Origin of the sequence: Nitratireductor sp. CH_MIT9313-5, assembly GCF_037029545.1 — a bacterium.
GTDB lineage: Bacteria > Pseudomonadota > Alphaproteobacteria > Rhizobiales > Rhizobiaceae > Chelativorans.
Genome location: NZ_JAYMER010000014.1, coordinates 446,587 through 467,931, shown reverse-complemented (window position 1 = coordinate 467,931; position 21,345 = coordinate 446,587). Strand labels below are relative to the sequence as shown.

Below are 21,345 nucleotides of genomic sequence, written 5' to 3'. Positions count from 1 at the left end.
GATCACTCGATGCCGACGGTGCGGGAACCGCAATCTCAGGATATCAAGGATCATCACGCCGAGATTGTCCGACTGCTACCGGCATTCCGTGCCTTTGCCCGCACCTTCTATCGCGATCCTAACGACGCGGATGATCTGGTGCAGGAAGCCTTGATGAAGGGGTTGAAGAACATTCATCAGTTCCAGCCGGGAACGAGCATCAAGTCCTGGCTCTTCACCATCATGCGCAACACGTTCTACACGCGGGTGAAACTCGCTGCGCGCGAAGCGCCTGGCGATGCGGACTGCGTGTCAGCCAAGCCTGCGGCCGATGCGACGCAGGAGTGGTCGGCGCGTGGTCGCGAGATCGCTGAAGCCATTCAGCGTCTGCCTCCACAACAGCGCGAGGTTCTTGTGCTCATCGGTGTGCTCGGCTCATCCTATGAGGAGACAGCCGAGATTTGCAATTGCGCCATTGGCACGGTGAAAAGTCGGCTGAATCGCGCCAGACTGCGACTTCTGGAAGAACTGGGGGAGCAATCCGTACTCTCCTCCATCGAACGCGACACCCCGCACCCCGTGTCATCTCTGGAGGCTGGAGGGCAGGGGCGCTAGCCATTACCGCGGCGCGTTGCCGTTCTGGCGGCGCGGCGCTCTTCGCGTCACGGGGCGCGGTGTGGCGCGGGCGTCGTCGTCCTCGATTGCAGCGAATAGCCAGTCGATGAAGACCTGTACGATGGGTGCCGATCGCGCTTCCATGCTGCAGGCAACATAAAATGCATCCACGGCAGGTACCGACAGGCTGAAGGGAGCGACGAGCTGTCCCTTTGCAAGATGATTTGCCACGGTGAGAGTATCACCCAGCGCAACCCCGAGGCCATGTACCGCACCTTCGATCGCCAAGCGAGCATCGGCCAAGTGAAGGCCGTTATTTCGGTGCAGGTCCAGAGCATCTGCGGCTGCAAGCCAGGTATGCCATTCTCTTCCCTGATCCGCGTGGAGCAGGACCGTGTCCTTCAGGTCGCGAATGGTTCGCAATGGCTGGTTGTTGATAAGGCTTGGGCTGACCACGGGAAACAGGTCGAAGGAGGTCCATTTTTTCAGCCAGCAGTCCGTCCAGCTACCGTCCCCATAGATGATGCTGATGTCGTGATCGGCGGAGTAGATGTTGTCAGGGTCGTTACTCGCGTCGAATGTGAGCTTTATCTCCGGAAACTGTGCCATGAAGCTGGACAGGCGCGGAAGCAGCCAGAGCGACAAGAGTGCGGGTACGCAGGCGACGGTGAGCCGGCCGGAGGTGCTGGGGCGCGTCACGCGCTGCGTCGCCGATGCGATCGTTTCAAAGGCGCCAGTGACAGCTGGCAGAAGTTCCGCACCCTGCGGCGTCAGTTGCAGACGTTGACCCTCACGTCTGAACAGCTTCACGTCGAGTGAGGCCTCAAGAGCGCGTACCTGATGGCTGACCGCGCCATGGGTCACGTTTAGTTCGGCTGCCGCTTTTGTCAGCGAACGATGGCGTGCGGCGGCCTCGAAGGCACGGAGCGGATTGAGCGGTGGCAAGCGACTGGTCACGGCAGCCCCAGTGTTAGAAAAACTCACAATAAAGCCGGTAATATTATCAATTGTCTTTCAGTCCAAGCTCCTCCACCATTTTATCAATAGTAAAGCGCCATCCCATGTAGATCGGCGGCAAAGGGAGACGGATATATGGATCGGGAAAAGCTGAACCGCCTTCAGGAAAAATATGGCAAGGGCCATGGCGGCGAACTCTACGATCCTCGCTTCAAGCGCGTTGCGGACAAGATTTTCTCCAAGGGTGGCACCCGTATGGCGCCCTATGCCGGTGTGCCCACATTGCTGGATGCGCCCTACAGGCCCGTCGACGGGGCAGATCCGCAGGTGGATGACCTTCAGGTGGCACTGATCGGCATGCCGATGGACCTCGGTGTGACCAATCGGCCCGGCTCACGGTTTGGCCCGCGTGCCATCCGCTCCATCGAAAGGATCGGACCCTACAATCATGTGCTGGATTGTGCACCGGTCTTTGACCTGAAGGTGGCCGATATTGGCGACGTGCCTTTTGAGAGCCGCTATCGCCTTGAGCAGAGCCACGACAATATCGAAGCCTTCATCAGCAAGATTATCGCCAAGGGCGTCGCGCCGCTTTCGGTGGGTGGGGACCATTCGATTTCACACCCGATCCTGAAGGCTGTGGGCAAGGAACAGCCGGTGGGCATGATCCATATTGATGCGCATTGCGACACTGGTGGTGCTTTCGACGGAACGAAATTCCATCACGGAGGGCCGTTCAGAAATGCGGTTCTTGATGGCGTTCTTGATCCTTCCCGCACTATCCAAATCGGCATTCGCGGCGCAGCCGATTATCTCTGGGAGTTTTCCTATGAGAGTGGAATGACCGTTATTCACGCCGAGGAAATACCGCATATCGGCATCAAGGGGCTGATCGCGAAGGCCTTGGAGGTCGTGGGAGACGGTCCGACATATCTATCATTCGACGTGGACAGTCTCGATCCCGCCTTCGCTCCTGGAACCGGGACACCAGAGGTTGGCGGTTTTACGACACGCGAGGTTCTCGAACTCATCCGTGGCCTGAAGGGCGTCAACCTGGTCGGCGGCGATGTAGTGGAAGTGGCCCCTCAATATGATGCGACGACGAACACCGCTCATGCAGGCGCGCAGGTGCTGTTTGAAATCTTGAGCTTGATGGTTTTCAGCCCATCAATTGGAAAAAGCTGAAGCTGCCGGCGAAAAAAGAATACCTTCAGGGGAATCCGGCAGGCCAACAACAGAGGAGAAATACAATGGCCGTGGACAAGAAGTTTTCATTTACCCGCAGAACGCTGTTGGGAGCAGGTGTTGCAGGCGCTGGCATGCTAGCCATGCCGGCAGTGCTGCGCGCGCAGGACAAGTCGCTGAAGGTTGGCGTCTATGGAGGCTACTTCAAGGACTCGTTCGACAACCACATCTTTCCCAAATTCACCGAAGCCACCGGCATCAAGGTCGAATCCATCGCCGAGCCGACGGGTGAAGCCTGGCTGGTGCAGCTTGAGCAGGCGGCGCGTGCCGGGCGTGCTCCCGCCGATGTGTCGATGATGGCTCAAACGGCCACGCTCAAAGGTCAGGCGACGAAGCTCTGGACTCCTTTTGATCCTGCGAAAATCTCCAGCTACGACAAGCTTCTTCCCCAGTTCATCTCGAAATACGAAGATGGCACTGTAGCGGGCATCGGGGCCGTGGCGTGGTACATCACGCTCGTTTCCAATACAAACACCTACCCGGAAGCGCCCGAATCCTGGGCCGCGCTCTGGGACCCCGCAAACAAGGACAAGCTGGGGCTTCTTGCGCTGGTGGCCAACTCCTTCCTGCTCGAAGTGACTGCCGCTACATTCATGGGTGGCACGGATGCACTCGACACGGAGGAAGGCCAGCTGAAAGCTTTCGAGAAGCTGGCAGAGGTGAAGCCGAATGTTCGTCTGTGGTATCGTGATGAGGCGCAGTTCGAGCAGGCGCTGAAATCCGGGGAAATCCCGATGGGGCAGTATTACCATGACGTGACCGGCCTGGCTGCAGCCGACGGACATCCGGTTCGCTCGACCTTCCCGAAGGAAGGCGGCATTCAGGATCGCGGTAACTGGGTCCTGTCCAAGGCATCCGACAAGGTCGAAGAAGCGCATATATTCGTCGACTTCATGTGCCAGCCTGAAATTCAGTCGCTGATGTCCAGGAAGGTGGGTACAGCGCCCACGCTCCAGCGCTCGGTTCTGGAACTGACGGATGAAGAATTCGCTGCGGTTTCTTCGGAGATCGATCCGATCATTCCGCGCTACGATCTCTACACCTCCAAGGCCGATTGGCTGAACCAGAAATGGACCGAGATGATCGTCGGCTAAAGCCGCGCAGTCCGGCTTCTTGTCGGCTTTGAACGTCCAACATAAGAAACAACATTCTCTCTCGCACCCAAACCCTTGGTGCGAGAGGGGTAAATGCTGATCGTCCCGGAGGAACTATGTCAGGTCTTCAACTCCAAAATATCAGCAAGCGTTTTGGCCGCTTCACTGCGGTTGAAAATGTTGATCTGGAGGTGCCTCAGGGGCAATTCGTGTGTCTGCTTGGCCCTTCGGGTTGTGGCAAGACAACACTGCTGAGAATGATCGCTGGCCTGGAGGAGCAAAGCTCGGGGCGCATTCTGGTCGGTGGCGAGGATGTGAGTGGTGTGCCCACTCACAAACGCAATTTGGGTATGGTCTTTCAGTCGCTGGCACTGTTCCCGCATCTGACTGTCGGCGAGAATATCGCCTATCCCTTGCGAATCCGTGGCGTGGAGCGCACCAAGCAGCAGGAGCGGGTGGAAGAGCTTTTGAACCTGATCCACCTTCCAGGCTTTGCAGATCGTCCCGTCTCGAAGCTTTCTGGTGGCCAGCGCCAACGTGTTGCCATTGCGCGGGCGCTGACGCTTTCACCAAAGCTCTTTCTTCTCGACGAACCATTGTCAGCACTCGATGCGAAATTGCGCGAGGCCATGCAGGTCGAGCTTCGCCAGCTCCAGCAGAAGCTGGGCATCACCACCATTGTCGTCACCCATGACCAGCGCGAAGCCATGACAATGGCGGATCTCGTCGTGGTGATGGGTGAGGGCAGGGTTCGCCAGGCGGCCTCGCCGGTGGAGATCTACCGCAAGCCCGCCGATGCGTTTGTTGCCGACTTTATCGGCTCCACCAATCTTCTGGAGCTTTCGCGCGATGGTGCGGGCCGGGCGATGGTGCTCGACCGCCTGCTGCCTGGCATTGCTGCACCTGAAGGCAAGGCGCAGCTATCCGTTCGCCCTGAGGATGTGCGCCTGGTAGAAGCCGGTACCGGCAGCCTGTCAGGCGAGGTCACATTTGTCCGGGATCTCGGCGGCACCATCGAGACCTTCGTGCAGGTTGGACAGGCAACCATCGTCGCCGTTACCACGCCGCGTGAGCGATCCGATCTGAAACCGGGGCAGAAGATCGATCTCGAACTTCCAGCAGATGCTTGCGTGGTGCTTGAGAAATGAGACGTGAACCGCCGAAAGCGCTAGCGCATTATCTGCCCATTGCCTTCCCGGCGCTGATGCTCCTGGTCTTCTTCGTCATCCCGTTTTCGACGATGATAGGGGTAAGCTTTTTCAAGCGCGATCCCAGCGGGTTCTACACACCGGAATTCGTGCTCGACAATTATGCGCGGTTCCTGTCGTCCTTCTTCGCTGGTGTGCTGAGTTTCTCGCTTTTCCTTGCCATAACAGTGGCACTGATCTGCGTGGTGATCGGCTTTCCGTTCACCTATCTGCTCAGCCGTGCAAGCAGGCGCACCCAAACGATCTGGCTCGTTGCGCTTTTGGCTGTGCTATCATTGTCAGAGGTCATCATCGGTTTTGCCTGGTCGACCCTTTTCTCTCGAACCGCGGGATTGTCCAACATATTCGTCGCGCTCGGATTGATGGAAACCCCGACTGCGCTGATGCCCAATTTCTGGGCCGTGACCACGGGTATGGTGTATCAAGCGTTCCCTTATACGGTTCTCATCCTCTATCCGGCGCTCGCGCGGCTTGATCCGACCCTTCTTGAAGCGGCGCGTACATTGGGTGCATCGCCGATGCGCGGATTCATGAACGTGATCGTGCCCGCGATGCGGAACACGCTGGTAGCGAGCGTGATCATGGTTTTTGTCTTCGCTCTGGGCTCCTATCTGCTGCCGCAGATCCTGGGACGCCCGCAGCACTGGACTTTGTCCGTCCTCATCACCGATCAGGCGATCTACCAGTCCAACATGCCGTTTGCGGCTGCGATGGCGGTGTTCCTCGTTTTGTTTTCGCTGGCATTGGTAGGGCTTACCATCATGCTCGGCAGTCGAAAGGATGAGGCGTGATGAAAGCGGTCTTCGCAAGGTTTGTGGTCTTTGCGCTGGTGGCACTGTTCCTGATCGGGCCGCTCGTCGTCGTTGTGGGTGTCTCGGTCAATGAGAAGCAAACACTGGCTTTCCCGCCGGAGGGTCTTTCGCTCGCCTGGTACGGCCAGATATTCATGGATGCGGGCTGGCGTTCGTCGCTTTTTGCATCTCTGTTTCTGGCCACTTTCTCGGCTGCGCTGGCGGTGGCGATCGCCTTCCCCTTGTCCTGGTTCCTGTGGCGCCGTGTGGCGCCGTGGGCGCAGATCTTCCGTCTGCTCGGCGTCGCGCCATTTATCCTGCCACCTGTCATAACGGCCTTGGGGCTATTGACGTTCTGGGCGACTATCGGTGCGTATGGCCAGCCTTGGACGGCCGTTCTCAGCCATGCAATATTCTTCGTGACCTTGCCCTTGGTGACGATTTCGCTTGGTTTTTCATCCATTGACCGTTCCCTTGTGGAGGCGGCCTCGACAATGGGGGCCAATGACAGGATCGTGTTGCGGACTGTCATCATGCCGCTGATCCTGCCTTATCTGATTTCCGGCTTTGCCTTCGCTTTCGTACTCTCGCTCAACGAATATATCGTTGCCTACATGACAGTCGGCTTCACGATGGAAACGCTTCCCATCAAGATCTTCAACGCACTTCGTTACGGCTATACGCCTACTATGGCCGCTGTTTCGGTGTTCTTCGTTGCCGTTGCGGTGCTGGTGTTTTCGCTCATTGCACGTTTCGGCGACCTGCCGCGCCTGCTTGGCGCAGAAGCTAGGGGCGCAGACAGCTAGGCTTTGACGGGGTTGTGCATAGCGTTTGCTGGCACTAATTGATGGCTCGCAGTTGGCTGTACACTCGCATTCGCACCCGATAGGTGGAGGGTTCAGGGCCAGCTGTCGGTCGCGACAAACGCCTGAGATGAAAACGAGCCCCATTCGTAATGTATGCGCAAGCGCTGAAATCTAAGCAGAAGATTTTGTCCGTCGCGCCGATGATGGACTGGACGGATCGTCATTGCCGGTTTTTTCACCGTCAGTTGACGCAGAACGCGCTGCTCTACACGGAGATGGTCGTCGCGGATGCGGCTATTCACGGGGATCGCCAGCGTTTGCTCGGCTTCAATGACGCCGAGCATCCTGTGGCTCTTCAGCTTGGCGGAAGCGATCCGGAGAAGTTGGTGCGTGCTGCCGAGATCGGTGCCGCTTTCGGTTACGACGAGATCAATCTCAATGTCGGCTGCCCGTCTGACCGTGTGCAGTCGGGCACATTCGGTGCCTGCCTCATGAAAGAGCCGGATCTGGTTGCGCGTTGCGTGAAGGCCATGCAGGAGGCGGTCGACGTGCCGGTCACGGTCAAGTGCCGGATCGGCGTGGATGATCAGGATCCGGAAGAAGCGCTCGATCGTCTGGCGTATGGGGTATTCGCGGTCAATGCCGACGCGCTGTGGGTGCATGCGCGCAAGGCCTGGCTGCAGGGGCTTAGCCCCAAGGAAAACCGCGACATTCCTCCGCTTGATTACGACCGTGTCTATCGCTTGAAGGAGCGCCTGCCCGAGAAGTTCATCGGCATCAATGGCGGCATCAAGACGATCGAGGAGGCCGAACAGCATCTGGCGCATGTGGATGGTGTGATGCTGGGGCGCGCGGCTTATCAAAACCCCGACATACTTGCAGATGTCGACGACCGTTTCTATGGGGCTCGAACCCCCGCACCCGATCCCTTCGAGGTCGTGGAGATGATGGCTGAATATGTGCGCGATCACCTTACGGCAGGCGGCAGACTTTCCCATGTGAGCCGCCACATGATCGGCCTGTTCCACAGCCGCCCCGGTGCGCGGGCCTATCGGCAGATATTGTCGAGCGAAGCTACACGTCCGGGTGCCGGACCTGAAGTCCTTTTGCGCGCGGCTGAGCAGGTCCGCGTAGCCGCACAGGCTCCCGCAGCCTGAAATGCTCTCGGATTAGCCCTGCTGATTGCCAAAGTCGCGCTGTGGCATTAGCCAATCAACGCGGAGCATCTGCGTGATTCCGCGTTTCATGGATTGTGGATGCCATGCCGGGTGGGGAGGGTGATCTTGAACATACCGATAGGCGAGATGATCATCTTCGCTGCCGCAATTGCAGGGGCGGGCGTCGTTGCCGGCCTTCTTGCCGGCATCTTCGGGATTGGTGGCGGCGCGGTTCTGGTACCGGTTTTCTATCAGGTTTTCGGGTTGGTCGGGGTGGACGAGGCGGTGCGGATGCATCTGGCTGTCGGCAGTTCGCTCGCGATCATCGTGCCAACCTCACTGCGTTCATGCCGCGCCCACTTTCTGCGGGGCGCGGTTGACATGGATCTGCTGCGCAGCTTCGTGATAGCCGTGCCGGCCGGCGTAGTCGCGGCAACGCTGATCACCGCGTCGATATCAAGCGCGGGTCTGAGGGCGATTTTTGCAGTGATCGTGTTTCTGATCGGCATCAAGCTCATCTTCAATCGGCGTGGCTGGCGCATCGCAGACGAGCTGCCGCAGAACCCAGTACGCGCCTTGGTGGGCGTCGTGATCGGCATGTTGTCCACTCTGATGGGCATTGGCGGCGGGGTGCTCAACAACACCTTCATGACCTTGTTCGGACGCCCGATGCATCAGGCAGTCGCGACATCTTCCGGCGTGGGAGTGCTTATCTCCATTCCAGGCTTCATCGGCTATATCTGGGCGGGCTGGGGGTTGGCTGCATTGCCTGTGGGGTCCACCGGCTTCGTGAACTGGATTGCCGTCCTGCTGGTCATTCCAATCACGCTTTTCGTAGCTCCGCTTGGCGTACGCATCGCCCATGCGCTTGACAAGCGTCAGCTCGAGATCGGCTTCGGCATCTTTTCCCTGCTTGTGGCTTTGCGCTTCTTCATCAGCCTGATCTGAGGCGTCAACTAGTCGCGCAGGATCAGGCGGTCGCCCCGGACATCATAGCCCGCGAGGCTTGAGAGGAAATCCATGCCCAGCAGCGACTGCCCCAGAACGCCTTCGGGCGCGACATAAACCGTCCTTCTGCCGCGCGTGATTGGGCCGACTGCGATCTGTTCCACGCTTGAACGCGCGGCACGGCCGATGCCATTGGCCGTTTGCACCGGAATGTTGAAGTCGAGTTGCCCGGTATCTATCCCTACGCGCCGTGCATCTTGCGCGGTGAGGATTGTCACTGATGCCCCGGTATCCAGAAGTGCCGTGATCGACTGTCCATTCACCTCCATGCGTACCTCGAAATGGCCGCTGCGGCCCTTCTCCAGCATCACTGCGGGCGCTGTTGCATTGCCAATGGTGACCGGGCTGCCAGGAACGAGGCCCGCGGTGAAGCGGTGCGCCACGTCCTGAAGTTCGTAGCGGTAGAGGTAGCCGGTCATCAGGACGAGCATGATCAACAGCCAATAGGCCAGGTCGCGCAGGGCCGGCCATATGCTCAAACGCGAGGCAGCCACGCCGGCGATGAGGACTGCAGCCCAACTTCCAAGATAAAGAAGGTTGGCGAAGTTGCTGTTTTCAATTCCAAAAACGCTGCCGGAATCGTGGTTGGCAACGAGCAGGAGAAGCCCCGCTGCAAGCACGATCAGGACTATCCAGAAGACTCTCACGCTTGCTCCTCTTTATCGGCAGGGTGGGAATTGCGCGTGTTCAGTTTTTCAAGGCGCGCAGGAAGATCGGCCATTACCGCCTTGCGCTGCTCGGGGCTGAACCGCATCCAGGATGCGATTTCTTCAAGGGTGCGCCCACAACCCCGACACAGATCGCTTTCCCTGTCGATATTGCAGACCGATATGCAGGGTGACTGAATGGTGGGCATATCTGGCTGGCCTTGCGTTGCCTTTGCGTGATGAGACCGTTATGCCGCTCGTAACGAGTGGAGTGAAGCCAAAGATGACCGCGACCGGACTGCCCTTCGACGATATCCGAAATCTCGCTCAAAATATGCCTCCATTGGACGAATCCGCAGCTGCGAAGGTCCATACGGCTTTCGCAGGATATGGAGAGCGCGGAGGCCGATTTGAAGATGTGGCCGCGTGGTTTGCGGCCGCAACGGGACGCAGCACGCCACTAGTGACAAAGCCTCATCTCGCCCTGTTCGCGGCAACCCACGGGATAGCTTCGAGGATGGGCAATGGCCAGCCGGTGGCCGCTGCCTTGCAGCGCATGGAGGAAATTGCTTCCGGTGCCGCTGTCGTAAGCCAGCTCTGTGCTGCCAACAATGTGGGGCTGAACGTCTTCGATCTGGCCCTGGAAGTTCCTGTCGGCAATATTCTGGAAGAAGCCGCACTGGATGAGCGCGGATGTGCAGCGACCATGGCGTTTGGAATGGAAGCGCTCGCAAATGGTCCCGACCTTGTCTGTCTTTCTACACTCGATGACGCGTCACGGGTCTCTGCCGACGCCCTGACGGCTGCGCTGCTCTCCGGTGAGGCAGAGGATGATCTCGCCCGTGAGGCAATTCGCCAACATTCCGATCATCTCTCAGATCCCCTCGAAGCGCTTAGGCGACTTGGTGGACGTGAGATTTCAGCAATGGCAGGCGCCATCATTGCCGCACGTACGCAGAACATCGCTGTCCTTCTGGATGGGAATGCAGCAGTCGCCGCCGCGGCGGTTGTTCACAGGTTGAATGATCGCGGTTTGCAACATTGCATGGTGGCAGACACGGGCGGATGCAGCGTTGAGGTGCTGGACCGGCTTGGTTTGACGCCTCTTGTCAGTCTGGAGGCCTCCGATCCTCTGGCTGGTGTTCTTGCGGTGGACATTGTTCGTTCGGCAGGGGCCGTCGCGGCTGCACAGGCGGATATGCGAACACGGACTGCGAAGGCCAGTTAGGCTATGCGTGCCTGCCGGTTATGGCGCGGTTCTTCAGCCGGGACGGCAGGCAGTTCTTCCATTACGCGAGAGGCCGGGAAAGTCACGATGGCTTCCGTGCCTTCCCTGAGGCGCGACTTGAGATAGAGTTTGCCGCCATGCAACTCCGCCAGCCCTTGAACGATGGGTAGCCCGAGGCCTGCGCCTTCTTCGGCACTTTTGATTGCAATTGTGCCCTGACCGAAGGCCGACAGCACGATCGGAATCTCATCCTCAGCGATACCAGGCCCGTTGTCGCGGACCGCGAGATACTGGCCGCCACCGGCTGTCCAACCAACAGTCAGCCTGATCTGTCCGCCACGAGGTGTGAATTTCACGGCATTGGACAGGAGGTTCAGCGTGATCTGGCGGATGGCGCGCTCGTCTGCCAGCAAACGCTGCAAGCGGGGTTCCATTTCCTCGACAAGCCTGATGTCCTTGGCCCTGATTTTAAGGTTCATCATTCGCGCGGATTCCGCGACGACCTCGCCGAGGCGTAGCGGCTCTTCGTTCAGTTGATAACGGCCTGCCTCAATCCGTGACAGATCGAGTATCTCGTTGATGAGTGCGAGGAGATGCTTGCCGCTATCGTGAACATCGCTGGCATAGTCGCGATATGTCTCGTTCCCGATCGGACCCAGAACTTCCTTCGCCATGACCTCGGAAAAGCCCAGGATTGCGTTGAGTGGCGTGCGCAATTCATGGCTCATGGAGGCGAGAAAACGTGATTTGGCGAGATTGGCTTCCTCCGCACGCCTGCGCGCTTCATCGGACATGGCCTTTGCCGTTTCCAGTTCAGCGATCAGGCCGTCCTTCTCTGAGCGGAATGCGAGGAGGCGCAGGGTGGCTTCGTTGCGCTGATGTGCGACATAGGTGAAGAATGGCAATGAAGCGGCAAGTACCAGCGCCATTATGCTTTCGACCGTCAGGCTCGGTTGCGCGTGGTAATAGGCATAGGAAGCCACCGGCATGGCGAATGTGGTGAGTATTGCGCCCTTCAGGGATGCTGAAATAAGGGCAGTGGCTGCAATGACAAGCAGCAGGACGATTGCCAGCAGCGTCGAGACATCGGGAAGGCCGCATTCCACGCAACGCAGGGAGACGAAGTAGGCCCAGCCCACGCCACCGATAAAGTGGAGAGTGAGGAACTGGCGGCGCGTATGCCGGATATCGATATCCTCACGCTCAATCTGTTCCAGATGTCTGGAAACGAGAAAGAGGCCGAGATAGCTGCCTGCCGTGGGGAAAAGCCAGATAGCGGCCTGAACCGGAATTTCTATCAGTACGCCAAACATTGCGACCGCGAGCAAGAGAAGCAGAACGGCCGGTGCGCTGCTGATGATGGCACGCGCGTGGATCTTGAGCATGTCGGCGTCGAAGGTGGGACTGCCTGCCTGATGCGACAAGCGGTCCCTGGTCTTGCGAACCGCGCGTGCGACATCGCTGTTGCGGTGCGGCTTGCGCCGGTCCACAATGAACTTGTCAGCAGCACTGTGTTGGTCGCGCCCCATTTTAAGTCTACGCAATTCTCCCGCCAATCCACCACAACCTAACCGCTAATGCTTAAGAGTCCCTTCAGCACATGAGCCGATTTCGCCAGCCGAACAGACGGCGCAGGAGCTATGGCGGAAAGCGCAGCGGACTGCGACGTGCACTCGATGTGGCGGTTACATTGCTGATATTCGCGAGCCTGGCGCTGGTTGTGGCGAGGATCGATCGCTTCTCCGTGCAGCAGTTAGCCGGACAGACGCGCGTTGGAGATGGAGACAGCCTTGAAATTGATGGGGAGCGCCTGCGCCTGAAGGGCATTGATGCGCCCGAGCTTGGGCAGACCTGCCAGATAGACGGTCGTGCCTATGACTGCGGGCGCGAGGCGCGCGCCGCGCTTCAGCAGCTTGTACGCAACCAGGATCTTGCTTGCGAAGGGTGGGAGAGGGACCGTTTCGACCGGCTTCTGGTTCGCTGCACAGCGGGTGGACGCGACGTGAATGCCGCCATGGTGGAAGCGGGGTGGGCTGTTGCCTATGGTGACTATGAGCGCATGGAAGATGATGCACGCAGGAACAGGCGCGGGCTGTGGGCAGGCAGCTTTGAGGAGCCGCGGGAGTGGCGGCGCCAAAAGGCCTTGAATGCCGAGCCCAGACATGGCGCCCTCACGCGCGGCATCAATATCTGGCGCAAATTGTTCGACAAGGGAGGAGACGCCGGTGAAACTTTATGATGGCGGCAAGGCGCCCAATCCGAGGCGTGTGCGGATGTTTCTGGCGGAAAAAGGGGTGGATGTGCCACTTCAAACCGTCGATATGGGGGCCATGGAGCATCGTGGCGAAGAAATCGGTTGCCGCAATCCCTTCAGGGAGCTCCCGGTACTTGAGCTCGACGATGGGACGATCATCTGCGAATCAGTCGCCATCTGCCGCTATTTCGAAGAGCTACATCCTGAGCCAGCTCTGTTCGGTGAGGGGGCGGTGGGCAAGGCAGAAGTGGAGATGTGGCAACGCCGGGTAGAACATCGCCTGTTCATGCCTGTTGCCGCAGTCTTTCGACATTTGCATCCGGCGATGAAAGAGTGGGAGGTGCCGCAGGTGCCTGAATGGGGGCATGCCAACCGGCCAAAGGCGACGGCATTCCTGGAGTTTCTTGATGAGCTGCTGGGTGACAGGCCTTTCATTGCAGGTGATAAATACTCGATCGCCGACATCACTGCCTTCATCAGCATACAGTTCATGAAGCCGGCGCGGATAGAAATGCCCGAAGGGTTAGACCATCTGATGCGATGGTATCAAGAACAGGCAGCCCGCCCCAGCGCCCAAGCCTGAGGCGATGGATCTGGAAGCCAGTCAGAAGCTCTTGCTGTTGGAACGGCGGATCAGTGCCTGTCGGTTATGCCGGGATGCGCCCAAAATGGGGTCACGTCTGCCGCATGAGCCCCGCCCCGTAGCCTGGCTCTCATCCAAGGCGAGAATCCTGATAGCCGGGCAGGCGCCGGGGACGAAGGTTCATGCATCGGGCATTCCATTCGATGACCGGTCTGGTGATCGATTGCGCTCATGGCTCGGCGTATCGCGCGAGGCCTTCTACGACAGAAACCTGTTTGCAATTGTGCCGATGGGGTTCTGCTTTCCGGGACAGGATGAAAAAGGCGGCGATCTTCCACCACGCCGCGAATGCGCGCCGACCTGGCGGGAGGAAGTGATGGGAGCCATGCCGCAGGTCGAGCTGATCCTTGCTGTTGGCCAATATGCACAAGCTTGGCATCTGGGGCGACTGAAACAGCGAACCCTGACGGATACGGTTGCCAATTGGAGGGAGATCCATGCCAAGACAAAGCCGGTGCCAGTGCTACCTCTGCCACATCCTTCGTGGCGGACAATCGGGTGGGCGCGGAAGAACCCATGGTTCGAGAGAGAATTGCTGCCATTTTTACGCAAAGAGGTGTCTGTGAGAATGTGACACCATCACTGGGTGATAAGTGAAATGAGATTCTTGTGGTCGAAGAATGTCGGTGATATTTGAGAATAAATTTCTCAATGGGTGCCATTATGGACCGTCTAGACCGTAAAATTCTCCGCCTGCTTCAGGAAAATGCCACTCTTGCCGTTGCGGATATCGCAAAGAAGGTGGGGCTTTCCACCACACCATGCTGGAGGCGCATTCAGAAACTTGAGGAGGAGGGTGTCATTCGCCGCCGGGTGGCGATCCTTGATCCTGCGAAGGTGAATGCGCGCGTCACGGTCTTTGTCTCCATCCGCACCAATGCCCATAGCCATGAATGGCTGAAGCGCTTTTCGGAAGTCATCCGCGAGTTCCCCGAAGTCGTGGAGTTTTATCGGATGAGCGGAGATGTGGACTATCTTCTGCGGGTCGTCGTTCCCGACATTGCCGCCTATGACGCGTTCTACAAGCGTCTGATCTCCAAGATCGAGATCAGGGACGTCTCCTCAACCTTCGCGATGGAGCAGATTAAGTACACGACCGAGTTGCCGCTGGATTATCTCGTCCTCGACAAGGAAAGCCAGTCCAGCGCGGCGTCGTAATTGGCCATGGGCGCTGACGAAGCCAGCGCCCGTGGACGCCTATTTCTTTTCCAGGCGCGCAAGCAGAGACGATGTGTCCCAGCGGTTGCCGCCCATCTGCTGAACATCCTTGTAGAACTGATCCACCAGAGCCGTAACGGGCAGTTTTGCGCCATTATTGTCGGCCTCAGTCAGGCAGATGCCAAGGTCCTTGCGCATCCAATCGACGGCAAAACCAAAATCGTATTTCCCCTCCGCCATGGTCTTGTGGCGGTTCTCCATCTGCCAGGAACCGGCGGCACCCTTGGAGATCACATCAACGACTTTCTCAACATCAAGCCCGGCCTTGCCAGCGAAATGTATGCCTTCGGCAAGCCCCTGAACCAGGCCTGCAATGCAAATCTGGTTGACCATCTTGGTGAGTTGACCTGAGCCTGCCGGGCCCATGAGGCCAATCATGCGTGCGTAAGATACGATGACTGGCTTAGCCTTGTCGAAATGCTCCTGCGCGCCACCGCACATCACGGTGAGGACGCCGTTTTCTGCTCCTGCCTGGCCGCCGGAAACCGGTGCATCAATGAAGGCAAAACCTTTTTCTTCGGCAATTCCGGCAAGCTCGCGGGCGACTTCTGCCGATGCGGTGGTGTTGTCGATAAAGATGCTGCCGGGTTTCATGGACTGAAACGCGCCGTCGGACCCGGTTGTCACTTCGCGCAGGTCGTCATCATTGCCCACACAGGCAAAGACAAAATCCTTGTCTTTTGCCGCTTCGGCCGGGGTCGACGCGTGTACGCCACCATATTGGTCTGCCCAGTTCTTTGCCTTCTCGGTGGTGCGGTTATAAACCGTCACCTCGTGCCCGCCGCGTTCCTTCAGATGCCCGGCCATGGGATAGCCCATGACGCCAAGGCCGATGAATGCCACTTTCGCCATCGTTTCCCTCCTCCATGTTTGGTGCAGTGCCTAACGCTTCAGATGGCGCGTCAGGCGGTTCTCAATACGGTCGATCACGACGCGCAGCGTTTCAACGAGCGACAGATAGATGAGCGCGGCCCAGATATAGGTCTGGAGATCGAACGTGCGGGCAAAGGCGCGTCGCGTCTCGCCCATCAGGTCATAAACCGTGATGATCGCCACAATGGCAGACCCCTTGATCATGAGTATGATCTCGTTGCCGTAGGAGCGAAGCGAAACAAGCAGGGCCTGCGGGAGAATGACCTTGTAAAGCGTTTGCATGCGCGTCAGGCCAAGCGCGGAAGCTGCCTCCCACTGTCCACGACCGACGCTTTCGACAGCACCACGCAGAATTTCAGCCTGATAGGCTGCTGTGTTGAGCGTGAAGGCAAAGAGGGCGCAATTGAACGCGTCGCGGAAGAACCACCACAGACCAACTGTCTGCAGCTCCGGGCGGAACGAGCCAAGGCCGTAATATACGAGAAATGCCTGTGCGAGCAGGGGCGTGCCGCGGAAGAAATAGACATAGCCATAGGCGAGTGACGAGATCACCCTGTTCCCGGAGCGTCTTCCGATCGCGATGGGGATGGAAAGCAGTGCGCCAAGAATTACGGACAGACCAACAAGCTTGATTGTGATCCAGAGGCCGGACGCATAACGCGGTGCGTAGCGCCAGAAGATATCGGGGTCCCAGGCGGCGACCAGATAAAGTGCAATGCCGAGGGCGGCGAGTGACCAGAGAGCGACCAGAGCGAAACCCGCAATGCGCGCTTTGGAAAGTCCTGCGGCCTGCACAGGTGGTGGCGGACTGGCCGGGATCATGCCGTTTGCCGCGGATGTGTTGCCTTCCAGGCTCATCGTGCAGGACCTCCTGCAGACACACGCCGTTCAATCGCGCCCAAGGCTATTGAGCTTAGAAGAGCCAGCACGAGATAGAGCAGACAGGCGAGGGAGAAGAAGAGGAAGGCTTCCTTGGTGACGCGCGCTGCCACTCCGGTTTGGCGTAGAATATCCGACAAGCCGATGACCGATACGAGTGCCGTCTCCTTCAGCAAGATGAGCCAGAGATTGGAAAGGCCGGGCAGGGCCAGACGGATAAGCTGAGGCGCGATGACCAGCCGCATGGTCTGCCAGCGGGAGAGGCCGACGGCGTGTGCGCCTTCATATTGTCCTGCCGGAATGGCCTTGAAGGCGGAAAGGAACACTTCGCTGGCATATGCTGAGAAAACCGCACCAAGCGCTACCATGCCCGCTGCAAATGCGCTGATCTCGATAGTGATGTCGGTGCCGATCAGCTGCAAAATCCGCTGAACGCCAATCTGTGCCCCGTAATAGACGAGGAACAGGGTCAGGAGTTCGGGCAAGCCACGGAAAATCGTGGTGTAGATCCCGCAGGCCATGCGGAGCGATCGCTCCTCGGATTTTTTTCCCAATGCGACGAGAAATCCGAGTGCCAGCCCAAGCGGCAGGGTCGCAAGAGCCAGGGTTACCGTGACCAGCACACCGGCGGCGATGTCATCGCCCCAGCCTTCAGGTCCGAAACTGAGGAGGGTCATGAGACCATCCATGCGCGGTTATCCCTTTTCTGCAGCCGCTTGAAAATCGTCAGCACCGGTAAGGCGGCTTGTGAAAGGATGCAAGTTTCCGCCCATGGCAGGTGGTGCAAGAAGCCAAAAAAGCGGCGGGAAAACTCCCGCCGCTCAATGGTTCAATGCAGATCAGCCGCCATACACGTCGAAAGTGAAGTAGCTGTCGTTGATTTCCTTGTAGGTGCCGTTTTCACGGATCGCCTTGATGGCGGCGTTGAACTTCTCGCGCAGTTCGTCTTCGCCCTGACGGATCGCGATACCGATGCCCGGTCCGTAGATTTCCTCAACCGGGTCCACCGTGCCGACGATCTTGCAGCAGGCGCCGTCTTCGGTCTTCAGCCACTCATCAATGACGATGACATCGTCAATGGCTGCATCAAGACGTCCGTTTACCAGGTCGAGCTTGTATTCCTCGGCCGTGGGATAGCCCTTTACGTCTGCATCCTCGTAAGTGGTTTCAGCATACTGGGCATGCGTGGTGGAAGCCTGTGCGCCGATTGTCTTGCCCGAAAGGTCTTCAGGTGTGACGCCGGAAATATCCGAATCCTTCGGCACCACGATCGCAGGCGGCGTGTTGTAATACTTGTCCGTGAAATCGACCTGTTTCAGACGCTCTTCGGTGATAGACATGGAAGCGATGATCGCGTCGAACTTGCCACTCTGAAGAGCCGGGATCATGCCATCCCATTCCTGGGTGACGAACTCGCACTCTGCATTCATTTCTTCACAGAGCGCCTTGGCGATGTCGATGTCGAAGCCTTCAAGCTCACCGCTGGCATTGGTGGAATTGAATGGAGGGTATGCACCCTCAGTGCCAATCTTGATCTGGAGCTTGTCTTGGGCCTGGGCCGCGCTGCTGGCAAGGGCAATGGCCAGTGCGGAAAGACCGAGGGCGAGACGCCGTGATACCATCATGGATGTTCCTCTCTGTCGTGGCATTCCAATGCGTTATTGCTTTTCATTGGAACGGAAGCCGCGATACTCCCACTCTTCGCAGCAAAAATGCAACCATAAACAATCCCTTGGCGGGGTATACGCAGATGGTTTTTCACTGGTTTAGAGTGAGTTTTGAGAACTTTGGTTGCTGTAGATGCGCTCCGCTTCGAGCAGATCCCGGGGCTGGTTGATGTTGAAAAACGCATGTTGCGGCGCATCGTCAAAGTCCACAACGGTTGCATTGCAAAGTTTAAACGCAAAATGGCGAAGGCTCATGGGTTCACTTGCGATGGCCGCGCGCAGTTCCTTACGCAACGCTTTAGGCCACAACGCCAAGGCCGGGTGAAGGCGCTTGTTCTGGCTGCTGATTGCCGGGGCGTCACCCGAAGCATGATCGCGCAGCCGTTCAACCAGATCACAGGGGAAGAAGGGCGTGTCGACTGCAACGCTCACGAGGTGGGTTTCCTCTCGCTCAGCCATCCACTCCAGACCGGCAAGTATGCCTCCCAATGGGCCACGGTCATTGATCGGGTCTGCGAGCACTGGTGTGTCGGGCGGACAAACAGGCGCAAAGCGTCCGCTTATCAATAGCTGTGAAACTTGTGGTGAAAGGCGTGAGACACAGTGGTCCAGAAGAGTGCGTCCCGCCAGTTTTGCCAGCGCCTTGTCCGAGCCGAAACGAGTGGAGCGCCCACCAGCGAGAACAATACCCGCAATTAGCGGTCGTTCAGACATCACCGGCGATCCGCGCCACATGCATGACATAGAGCGTGGCAATGACACCGCATGCAGCTGAGGCCAACATGACGAGTACCAGCGGGAAAGGCCCTGTCTCTACTGAAAGCAATGCGCCGGAGATGACTGAAAGCGCAGCCCCGCCGCCGATCTGCAATGCACCGCCGAGGCCCGATGCGGAGCCTGCCAGATGTGGCCTCACACTCACAACACCGGCATTTGCATTGGGAAGCGTGATGCCATTGCCGAGCCCGACCAGGAAGCTTGGACCGAACAGGGAGAGTGCGTGCATATATCCGGCGGCAAAGAGGAGTAGGGAGATGATCATGCCGCAAAAGGCCGCAATATTGCCAGCAAGCATCATCTTGTTGATGCCCATACGTGCAGAGTAGCGTCCCGAGAGGAAGTTTCCGAGCATGTAGCCAAGCGTTATGACCGCGAAATACATGCCATATTGAGACGGTGTGAGACCCAGCAGTTCCGTAGCTACAAAAGGGCCGCCGCCGAGAAAGGCGAAGAAGGCGCCGGATGTAAATGCGGCTGTCAGAGAATATCCCCAGAACCGGCGGGACTGAAGCAACTTGGGATAGTTGCGAAACTGGCCGCCCAGACTGGAGGACTGAGTTCGGTTCGTTTCGCCCAGATCGAGATAAACGATGATCACGGCAAATAGGCCGAAGCCGAGCATCAGGTAAAACGGGGCCTGCCAGCCATAGGTTTCGCCCAGAATGCCGCCGATGAGAGGCCCGATTATGGGGGCCGCCGTCATGCCCATGGTGATATAACCGATGCGGCTGGCGGCTTCGTTTGCCTCGACAGTGTCGCGCACGATCGCACGCGAAAGAACCATGCCGGCTGCCGAAAAGGCCTGACATATACGGAAGAGAAGCAATATCTCGACTGTCGGTGAGAGTGTGGCAGCAAGCGTACTCACCACGAAAACAGAAAAACAGAACAGCATGACCGGTCGCCGACCGAAACGGTCGGATGCAGGCCCAATGAAAAGCTGCAGGATGGCTGTCGCGCCCAGATAGAGTGATACCGTCAACTGCACCACGGCATAGTCGGCATCGAAATGAGCGGCCATCTGGGGGAGTACGGGCAGGAACACATTCATCGAAACCGCGGCGGTCGCGGCTGCAATCACGAGTGTAAGTATGTGTGGTGGTGTGGTGTTGTCGATCGCCCGACTGGCCATATGCCTGTTTTCCAAATGTCGCTCGTGGCCTTCTGTGCTGACGGAATCACGGCCTGATGTTCCAGCTTGATGAAGACGCGAAGGCGTTGAGATCTGCAAGGTCCAGTTGCCGGTCGGGGGCAGTTCCAACCTATCCGCCGGTCACGCTCATATGCCTGGAGACGGCGGGCTGTCTCGTGGTCCGGTCGATCACGAAGTCATGGCCTTTGGGCTTGCGCAGGATTGCCTCGTCGATCGCTTGTGACAGTAGCGTATTGCCCTCAGACGCGCGCAGCGGAGCACGCAGATCAGCGGCGTCTTCCTGGCCAAGACACATGAAAAGCGTGCCTGTGCACGTAATGCGCACGCGGTTGCAGCTTTCACAGAAATTGTGGGTGAGGGGCGTGATGAAGCCAAGCCGCCCGCCGGTCTCCTTCACCTGGACATAACGTGCCGGACCACCAGTCTTGAAAGGAATGTCTTCCAGCGTGAACTGGTTTTCCAACTGGCTGCGCAACTCGCTCAGTGGCAGGTACTGGCTGGTCCGGTCGCCATCTATTTCGCCCAGTGGCATGGTTTCGATCACGGTCATGTCCATGCCCCGGCCATGGGCCCAGCGCATCATCTCGGGAAGCTCCCGTTCGTTGAAGCCGCGCAGGGCCACCGCGTTCAACTTTACTGCGAGACCAGCATCCAGCGCAGCATCAATGCCGCGCAGAACGCGATCCAGATGGCCCCAACGGGTGACCTCATGAAACTTCTGCGGATCAAGTGTGTCCACAGACACATTCACGCGTTTCACGCCAAATTCGGCAAGTTCGTGAGCGAAGCGTTCGAGCTGGGAGCCGTTGGTCGTGAGGGTCAGCTCCTCCAGCGCGCCTGTTTTCAGGTGACGTGAGAGGCTTTTGATGAGCTGCATGATATTCTTGCGCACCAATGGCTCGCCGCCGGTGAGACGCAGCTTTTTGACACCTTTTTCCACGAAAACGGTGCACAGGCGATCGAGCTCTTCGAGGCTCAGCAGGTCCCGTTTGGGAAGAAAGGTCATGTCTTCAGCCATGCAATAGACGCATCTGAAGTCGCACCGATCGGTCACGGAGACACGCAGATAATCAATCCTGCGCCCAAACGGGTCCACCATGTCGCCGAATGCTGTCATGTTGTATATCCTGCTCCGCCCGGTGG

Annotated in this window: 24 protein-coding genes; 13 read left to right on the top strand and 11 right to left on the bottom strand. The window is 58.2% G+C overall.

What is annotated here, in order from left to right; translation table 11 throughout:
• Positions 1–9 precede the first annotated feature (9 nt).
• Positions 10–594, top strand: a complete 585-nt coding sequence (locus WA367_RS09830; RefSeq protein WP_336056575.1) for a sigma-70 family RNA polymerase sigma factor — start codon at positions 10–12, stop codon at positions 592–594.
• A 3-nt stretch (positions 595–597) separates the two neighbouring features.
• Here the strand turns inward: WA367_RS09830 and gcvA are convergent, their stop codons facing one another.
• Positions 598–1,551: a transcriptional regulator GcvA gene (gene gcvA, locus WA367_RS09825; RefSeq protein WP_336056574.1), complete on the bottom strand. Its 954-nt coding sequence runs from the start codon at positions 1,549–1,551 to the stop codon at positions 598–600.
• 135 nt (positions 1,552–1,686) lie between these two features.
• Between gcvA and speB the strand changes: the two genes are divergently transcribed.
• The 7 genes from speB to WA367_RS09790 all read left to right on the top strand — a co-directional run bounded on the left by speB (position 1,687) and on the right by WA367_RS09790 (position 8,800).
• Complete coding sequence (speB, locus tag WA367_RS09820) at positions 1,687–2,736, top strand: agmatinase (protein WP_336056573.1); 1,050 nt, start codon at positions 1,687–1,689, stop codon at positions 2,734–2,736.
• A gap of 65 nt (positions 2,737–2,801) precedes the next feature.
• Entirely contained in the window at positions 2,802–3,890 is a 1,089-nt protein-coding gene (locus WA367_RS09815; RefSeq protein ID WP_336056572.1) for an ABC transporter substrate-binding protein, read from the top strand.
• 116 nt (positions 3,891–4,006) lie between these two features.
• Positions 4,007–5,038, top strand: coding sequence for an ABC transporter ATP-binding protein (locus WA367_RS09810; protein ID WP_336056571.1), 1,032 nt, complete (start codon positions 4,007–4,009; stop codon positions 5,036–5,038).
• Positions 5,035–5,889 (top strand): ABC transporter permease, encoded by an 855-nt coding sequence (locus WA367_RS09805; RefSeq protein ID WP_336056570.1) that lies wholly within the window; start codon positions 5,035–5,037, stop codon positions 5,887–5,889. The genes WA367_RS09810 and WA367_RS09805 overlap by 4 nt, the downstream gene beginning before the upstream one ends.
• Positions 5,889–6,695, top strand: coding sequence for an ABC transporter permease (locus tag WA367_RS09800; RefSeq protein ID WP_336056569.1), 807 nt, complete (start codon positions 5,889–5,891; stop codon positions 6,693–6,695). The genes WA367_RS09805 and WA367_RS09800 overlap by 1 nt, the downstream gene beginning before the upstream one ends.
• Positions 6,696–6,844: 149 nt before the next feature.
• Positions 6,845–7,852 carry a tRNA dihydrouridine(20/20a) synthase DusA gene (gene dusA, locus WA367_RS09795; protein WP_336056568.1) on the top strand — a complete coding sequence of 336 codons (1,008 nt, stop codon included), beginning with the start codon at positions 6,845–6,847 and terminating at the stop codon, positions 7,850–7,852.
• Positions 7,853–7,999: 147 nt separating this feature from the next.
• Positions 8,000–8,800: a sulfite exporter TauE/SafE family protein gene (locus WA367_RS09790; RefSeq protein ID WP_336057099.1), complete on the top strand. Its 801-nt coding sequence runs from the start codon at positions 8,000–8,002 to the stop codon at positions 8,798–8,800.
• Between the two features lie 8 nt (positions 8,801–8,808).
• On the opposite strand, the gene WA367_RS09785 is transcribed toward WA367_RS09790, so the two are convergent.
• Together WA367_RS09785 and WA367_RS09780 are read right to left on the bottom strand one after the other, a co-directional pair.
• Positions 8,809–9,507, bottom strand: a complete 699-nt coding sequence (locus WA367_RS09785; RefSeq protein WP_336056567.1) for a retropepsin-like aspartic protease family protein — start codon at positions 9,505–9,507, stop codon at positions 8,809–8,811.
• Positions 9,504–9,716 (bottom strand): DUF1289 domain-containing protein, encoded by a 213-nt coding sequence (locus tag WA367_RS09780; RefSeq protein WP_336056566.1) that lies wholly within the window; start codon positions 9,714–9,716, stop codon positions 9,504–9,506. Before WA367_RS09780 ends, WA367_RS09785 begins: the two co-directional genes overlap by 4 nt.
• 74 nt (positions 9,717–9,790) lie before the next feature.
• Between WA367_RS09780 and WA367_RS09775 the strand changes: the two genes are divergently transcribed.
• The gene (locus WA367_RS09775) at positions 9,791–10,735 is read left to right on the top strand and encodes a nicotinate-nucleotide--dimethylbenzimidazole phosphoribosyltransferase (RefSeq protein ID WP_336056565.1); all 945 of its coding nucleotides are present in this window, start codon (positions 9,791–9,793) and stop codon (positions 10,733–10,735) included.
• On the opposite strand, the gene WA367_RS09770 is transcribed toward WA367_RS09775, so the two are convergent.
• The gene (locus tag WA367_RS09770) at positions 10,732–12,264 is read right to left on the bottom strand and encodes a sensor histidine kinase (protein ID WP_336057098.1); all 1,533 of its coding nucleotides are present in this window, start codon (positions 12,262–12,264) and stop codon (positions 10,732–10,734) included. The two genes, WA367_RS09775 and WA367_RS09770, sit on opposite strands and share 4 nt — an antisense overlap.
• Positions 12,265–12,335: 71 nt before the next feature.
• Between WA367_RS09770 and WA367_RS09765 the strand changes: the two genes are divergently transcribed.
• From WA367_RS09765 to WA367_RS09750, 4 genes are all read left to right on the top strand, one after another.
• Positions 12,336–12,974: a thermonuclease family protein gene (locus tag WA367_RS09765; RefSeq protein ID WP_336056564.1), complete on the top strand. Its 639-nt coding sequence runs from the start codon at positions 12,336–12,338 to the stop codon at positions 12,972–12,974.
• A complete protein-coding gene (locus WA367_RS09760) occupies positions 12,961–13,572 on the top strand; it encodes a glutathione S-transferase family protein (RefSeq protein ID WP_336056563.1) in 612 nt (203 codons plus the stop codon). The genes WA367_RS09765 and WA367_RS09760 overlap by 14 nt, the downstream gene beginning before the upstream one ends.
• A 4-nt stretch (positions 13,573–13,576) precedes the next feature.
• Complete coding sequence (locus WA367_RS09755) at positions 13,577–14,206, top strand: uracil-DNA glycosylase family protein (RefSeq protein ID WP_336056562.1); 630 nt, start codon at positions 13,577–13,579, stop codon at positions 14,204–14,206.
• An 89-nt stretch (positions 14,207–14,295) separates the two neighbouring features.
• A complete protein-coding gene (locus tag WA367_RS09750; RefSeq protein WP_336057097.1) occupies positions 14,296–14,790 on the top strand; it encodes an Lrp/AsnC family transcriptional regulator in 495 nt (164 codons plus the stop codon).
• 39 nt (positions 14,791–14,829) lie between these two features.
• Here the strand turns inward: WA367_RS09750 and WA367_RS09745 are convergent, their stop codons facing one another.
• From WA367_RS09745 to moaA, 7 genes are all read right to left on the bottom strand, one after another.
• Entirely contained in the window at positions 14,830–15,702 is an 873-nt protein-coding gene (locus WA367_RS09745; protein ID WP_336056561.1) for an NAD(P)-dependent oxidoreductase, read from the bottom strand.
• A gap of 30 nt (positions 15,703–15,732) precedes the next feature.
• Entirely contained in the window at positions 15,733–16,581 is an 849-nt protein-coding gene (locus WA367_RS09740) for an ABC transporter permease (RefSeq protein ID WP_336056560.1), read from the bottom strand.
• The gene (locus tag WA367_RS09735; RefSeq protein WP_336056559.1) at positions 16,578–17,291 is read right to left on the bottom strand and encodes an ABC transporter permease; all 714 of its coding nucleotides are present in this window, start codon (positions 17,289–17,291) and stop codon (positions 16,578–16,580) included. The genes WA367_RS09740 and WA367_RS09735 overlap by 4 nt, the downstream gene beginning before the upstream one ends.
• 150 nt (positions 17,292–17,441) lie before the next feature.
• Positions 17,442–18,227, bottom strand: a complete 786-nt coding sequence (locus WA367_RS09730) for an ABC transporter substrate-binding protein (protein WP_336056558.1) — start codon at positions 18,225–18,227, stop codon at positions 17,442–17,444.
• A 141-nt stretch (positions 18,228–18,368) separates the two neighbouring features.
• On the bottom strand, positions 18,369–18,983 hold the full coding sequence (mobA, locus tag WA367_RS09725) for a molybdenum cofactor guanylyltransferase (RefSeq protein ID WP_336056557.1): 615 nt from the start codon (positions 18,981–18,983) through the stop codon (positions 18,369–18,371).
• The gene (locus WA367_RS09720) at positions 18,976–20,181 is read right to left on the bottom strand and encodes a multidrug effflux MFS transporter (RefSeq protein WP_336056556.1); all 1,206 of its coding nucleotides are present in this window, start codon (positions 20,179–20,181) and stop codon (positions 18,976–18,978) included. Before WA367_RS09720 ends, mobA begins: the two co-directional genes overlap by 8 nt.
• A 130-nt stretch (positions 20,182–20,311) precedes the next feature.
• A complete protein-coding gene (moaA, locus tag WA367_RS09715; RefSeq protein ID WP_336056555.1) occupies positions 20,312–21,319 on the bottom strand; it encodes a GTP 3',8-cyclase MoaA in 1,008 nt (335 codons plus the stop codon).
• Positions 21,320–21,345: the final 26 nt, after the last annotated feature.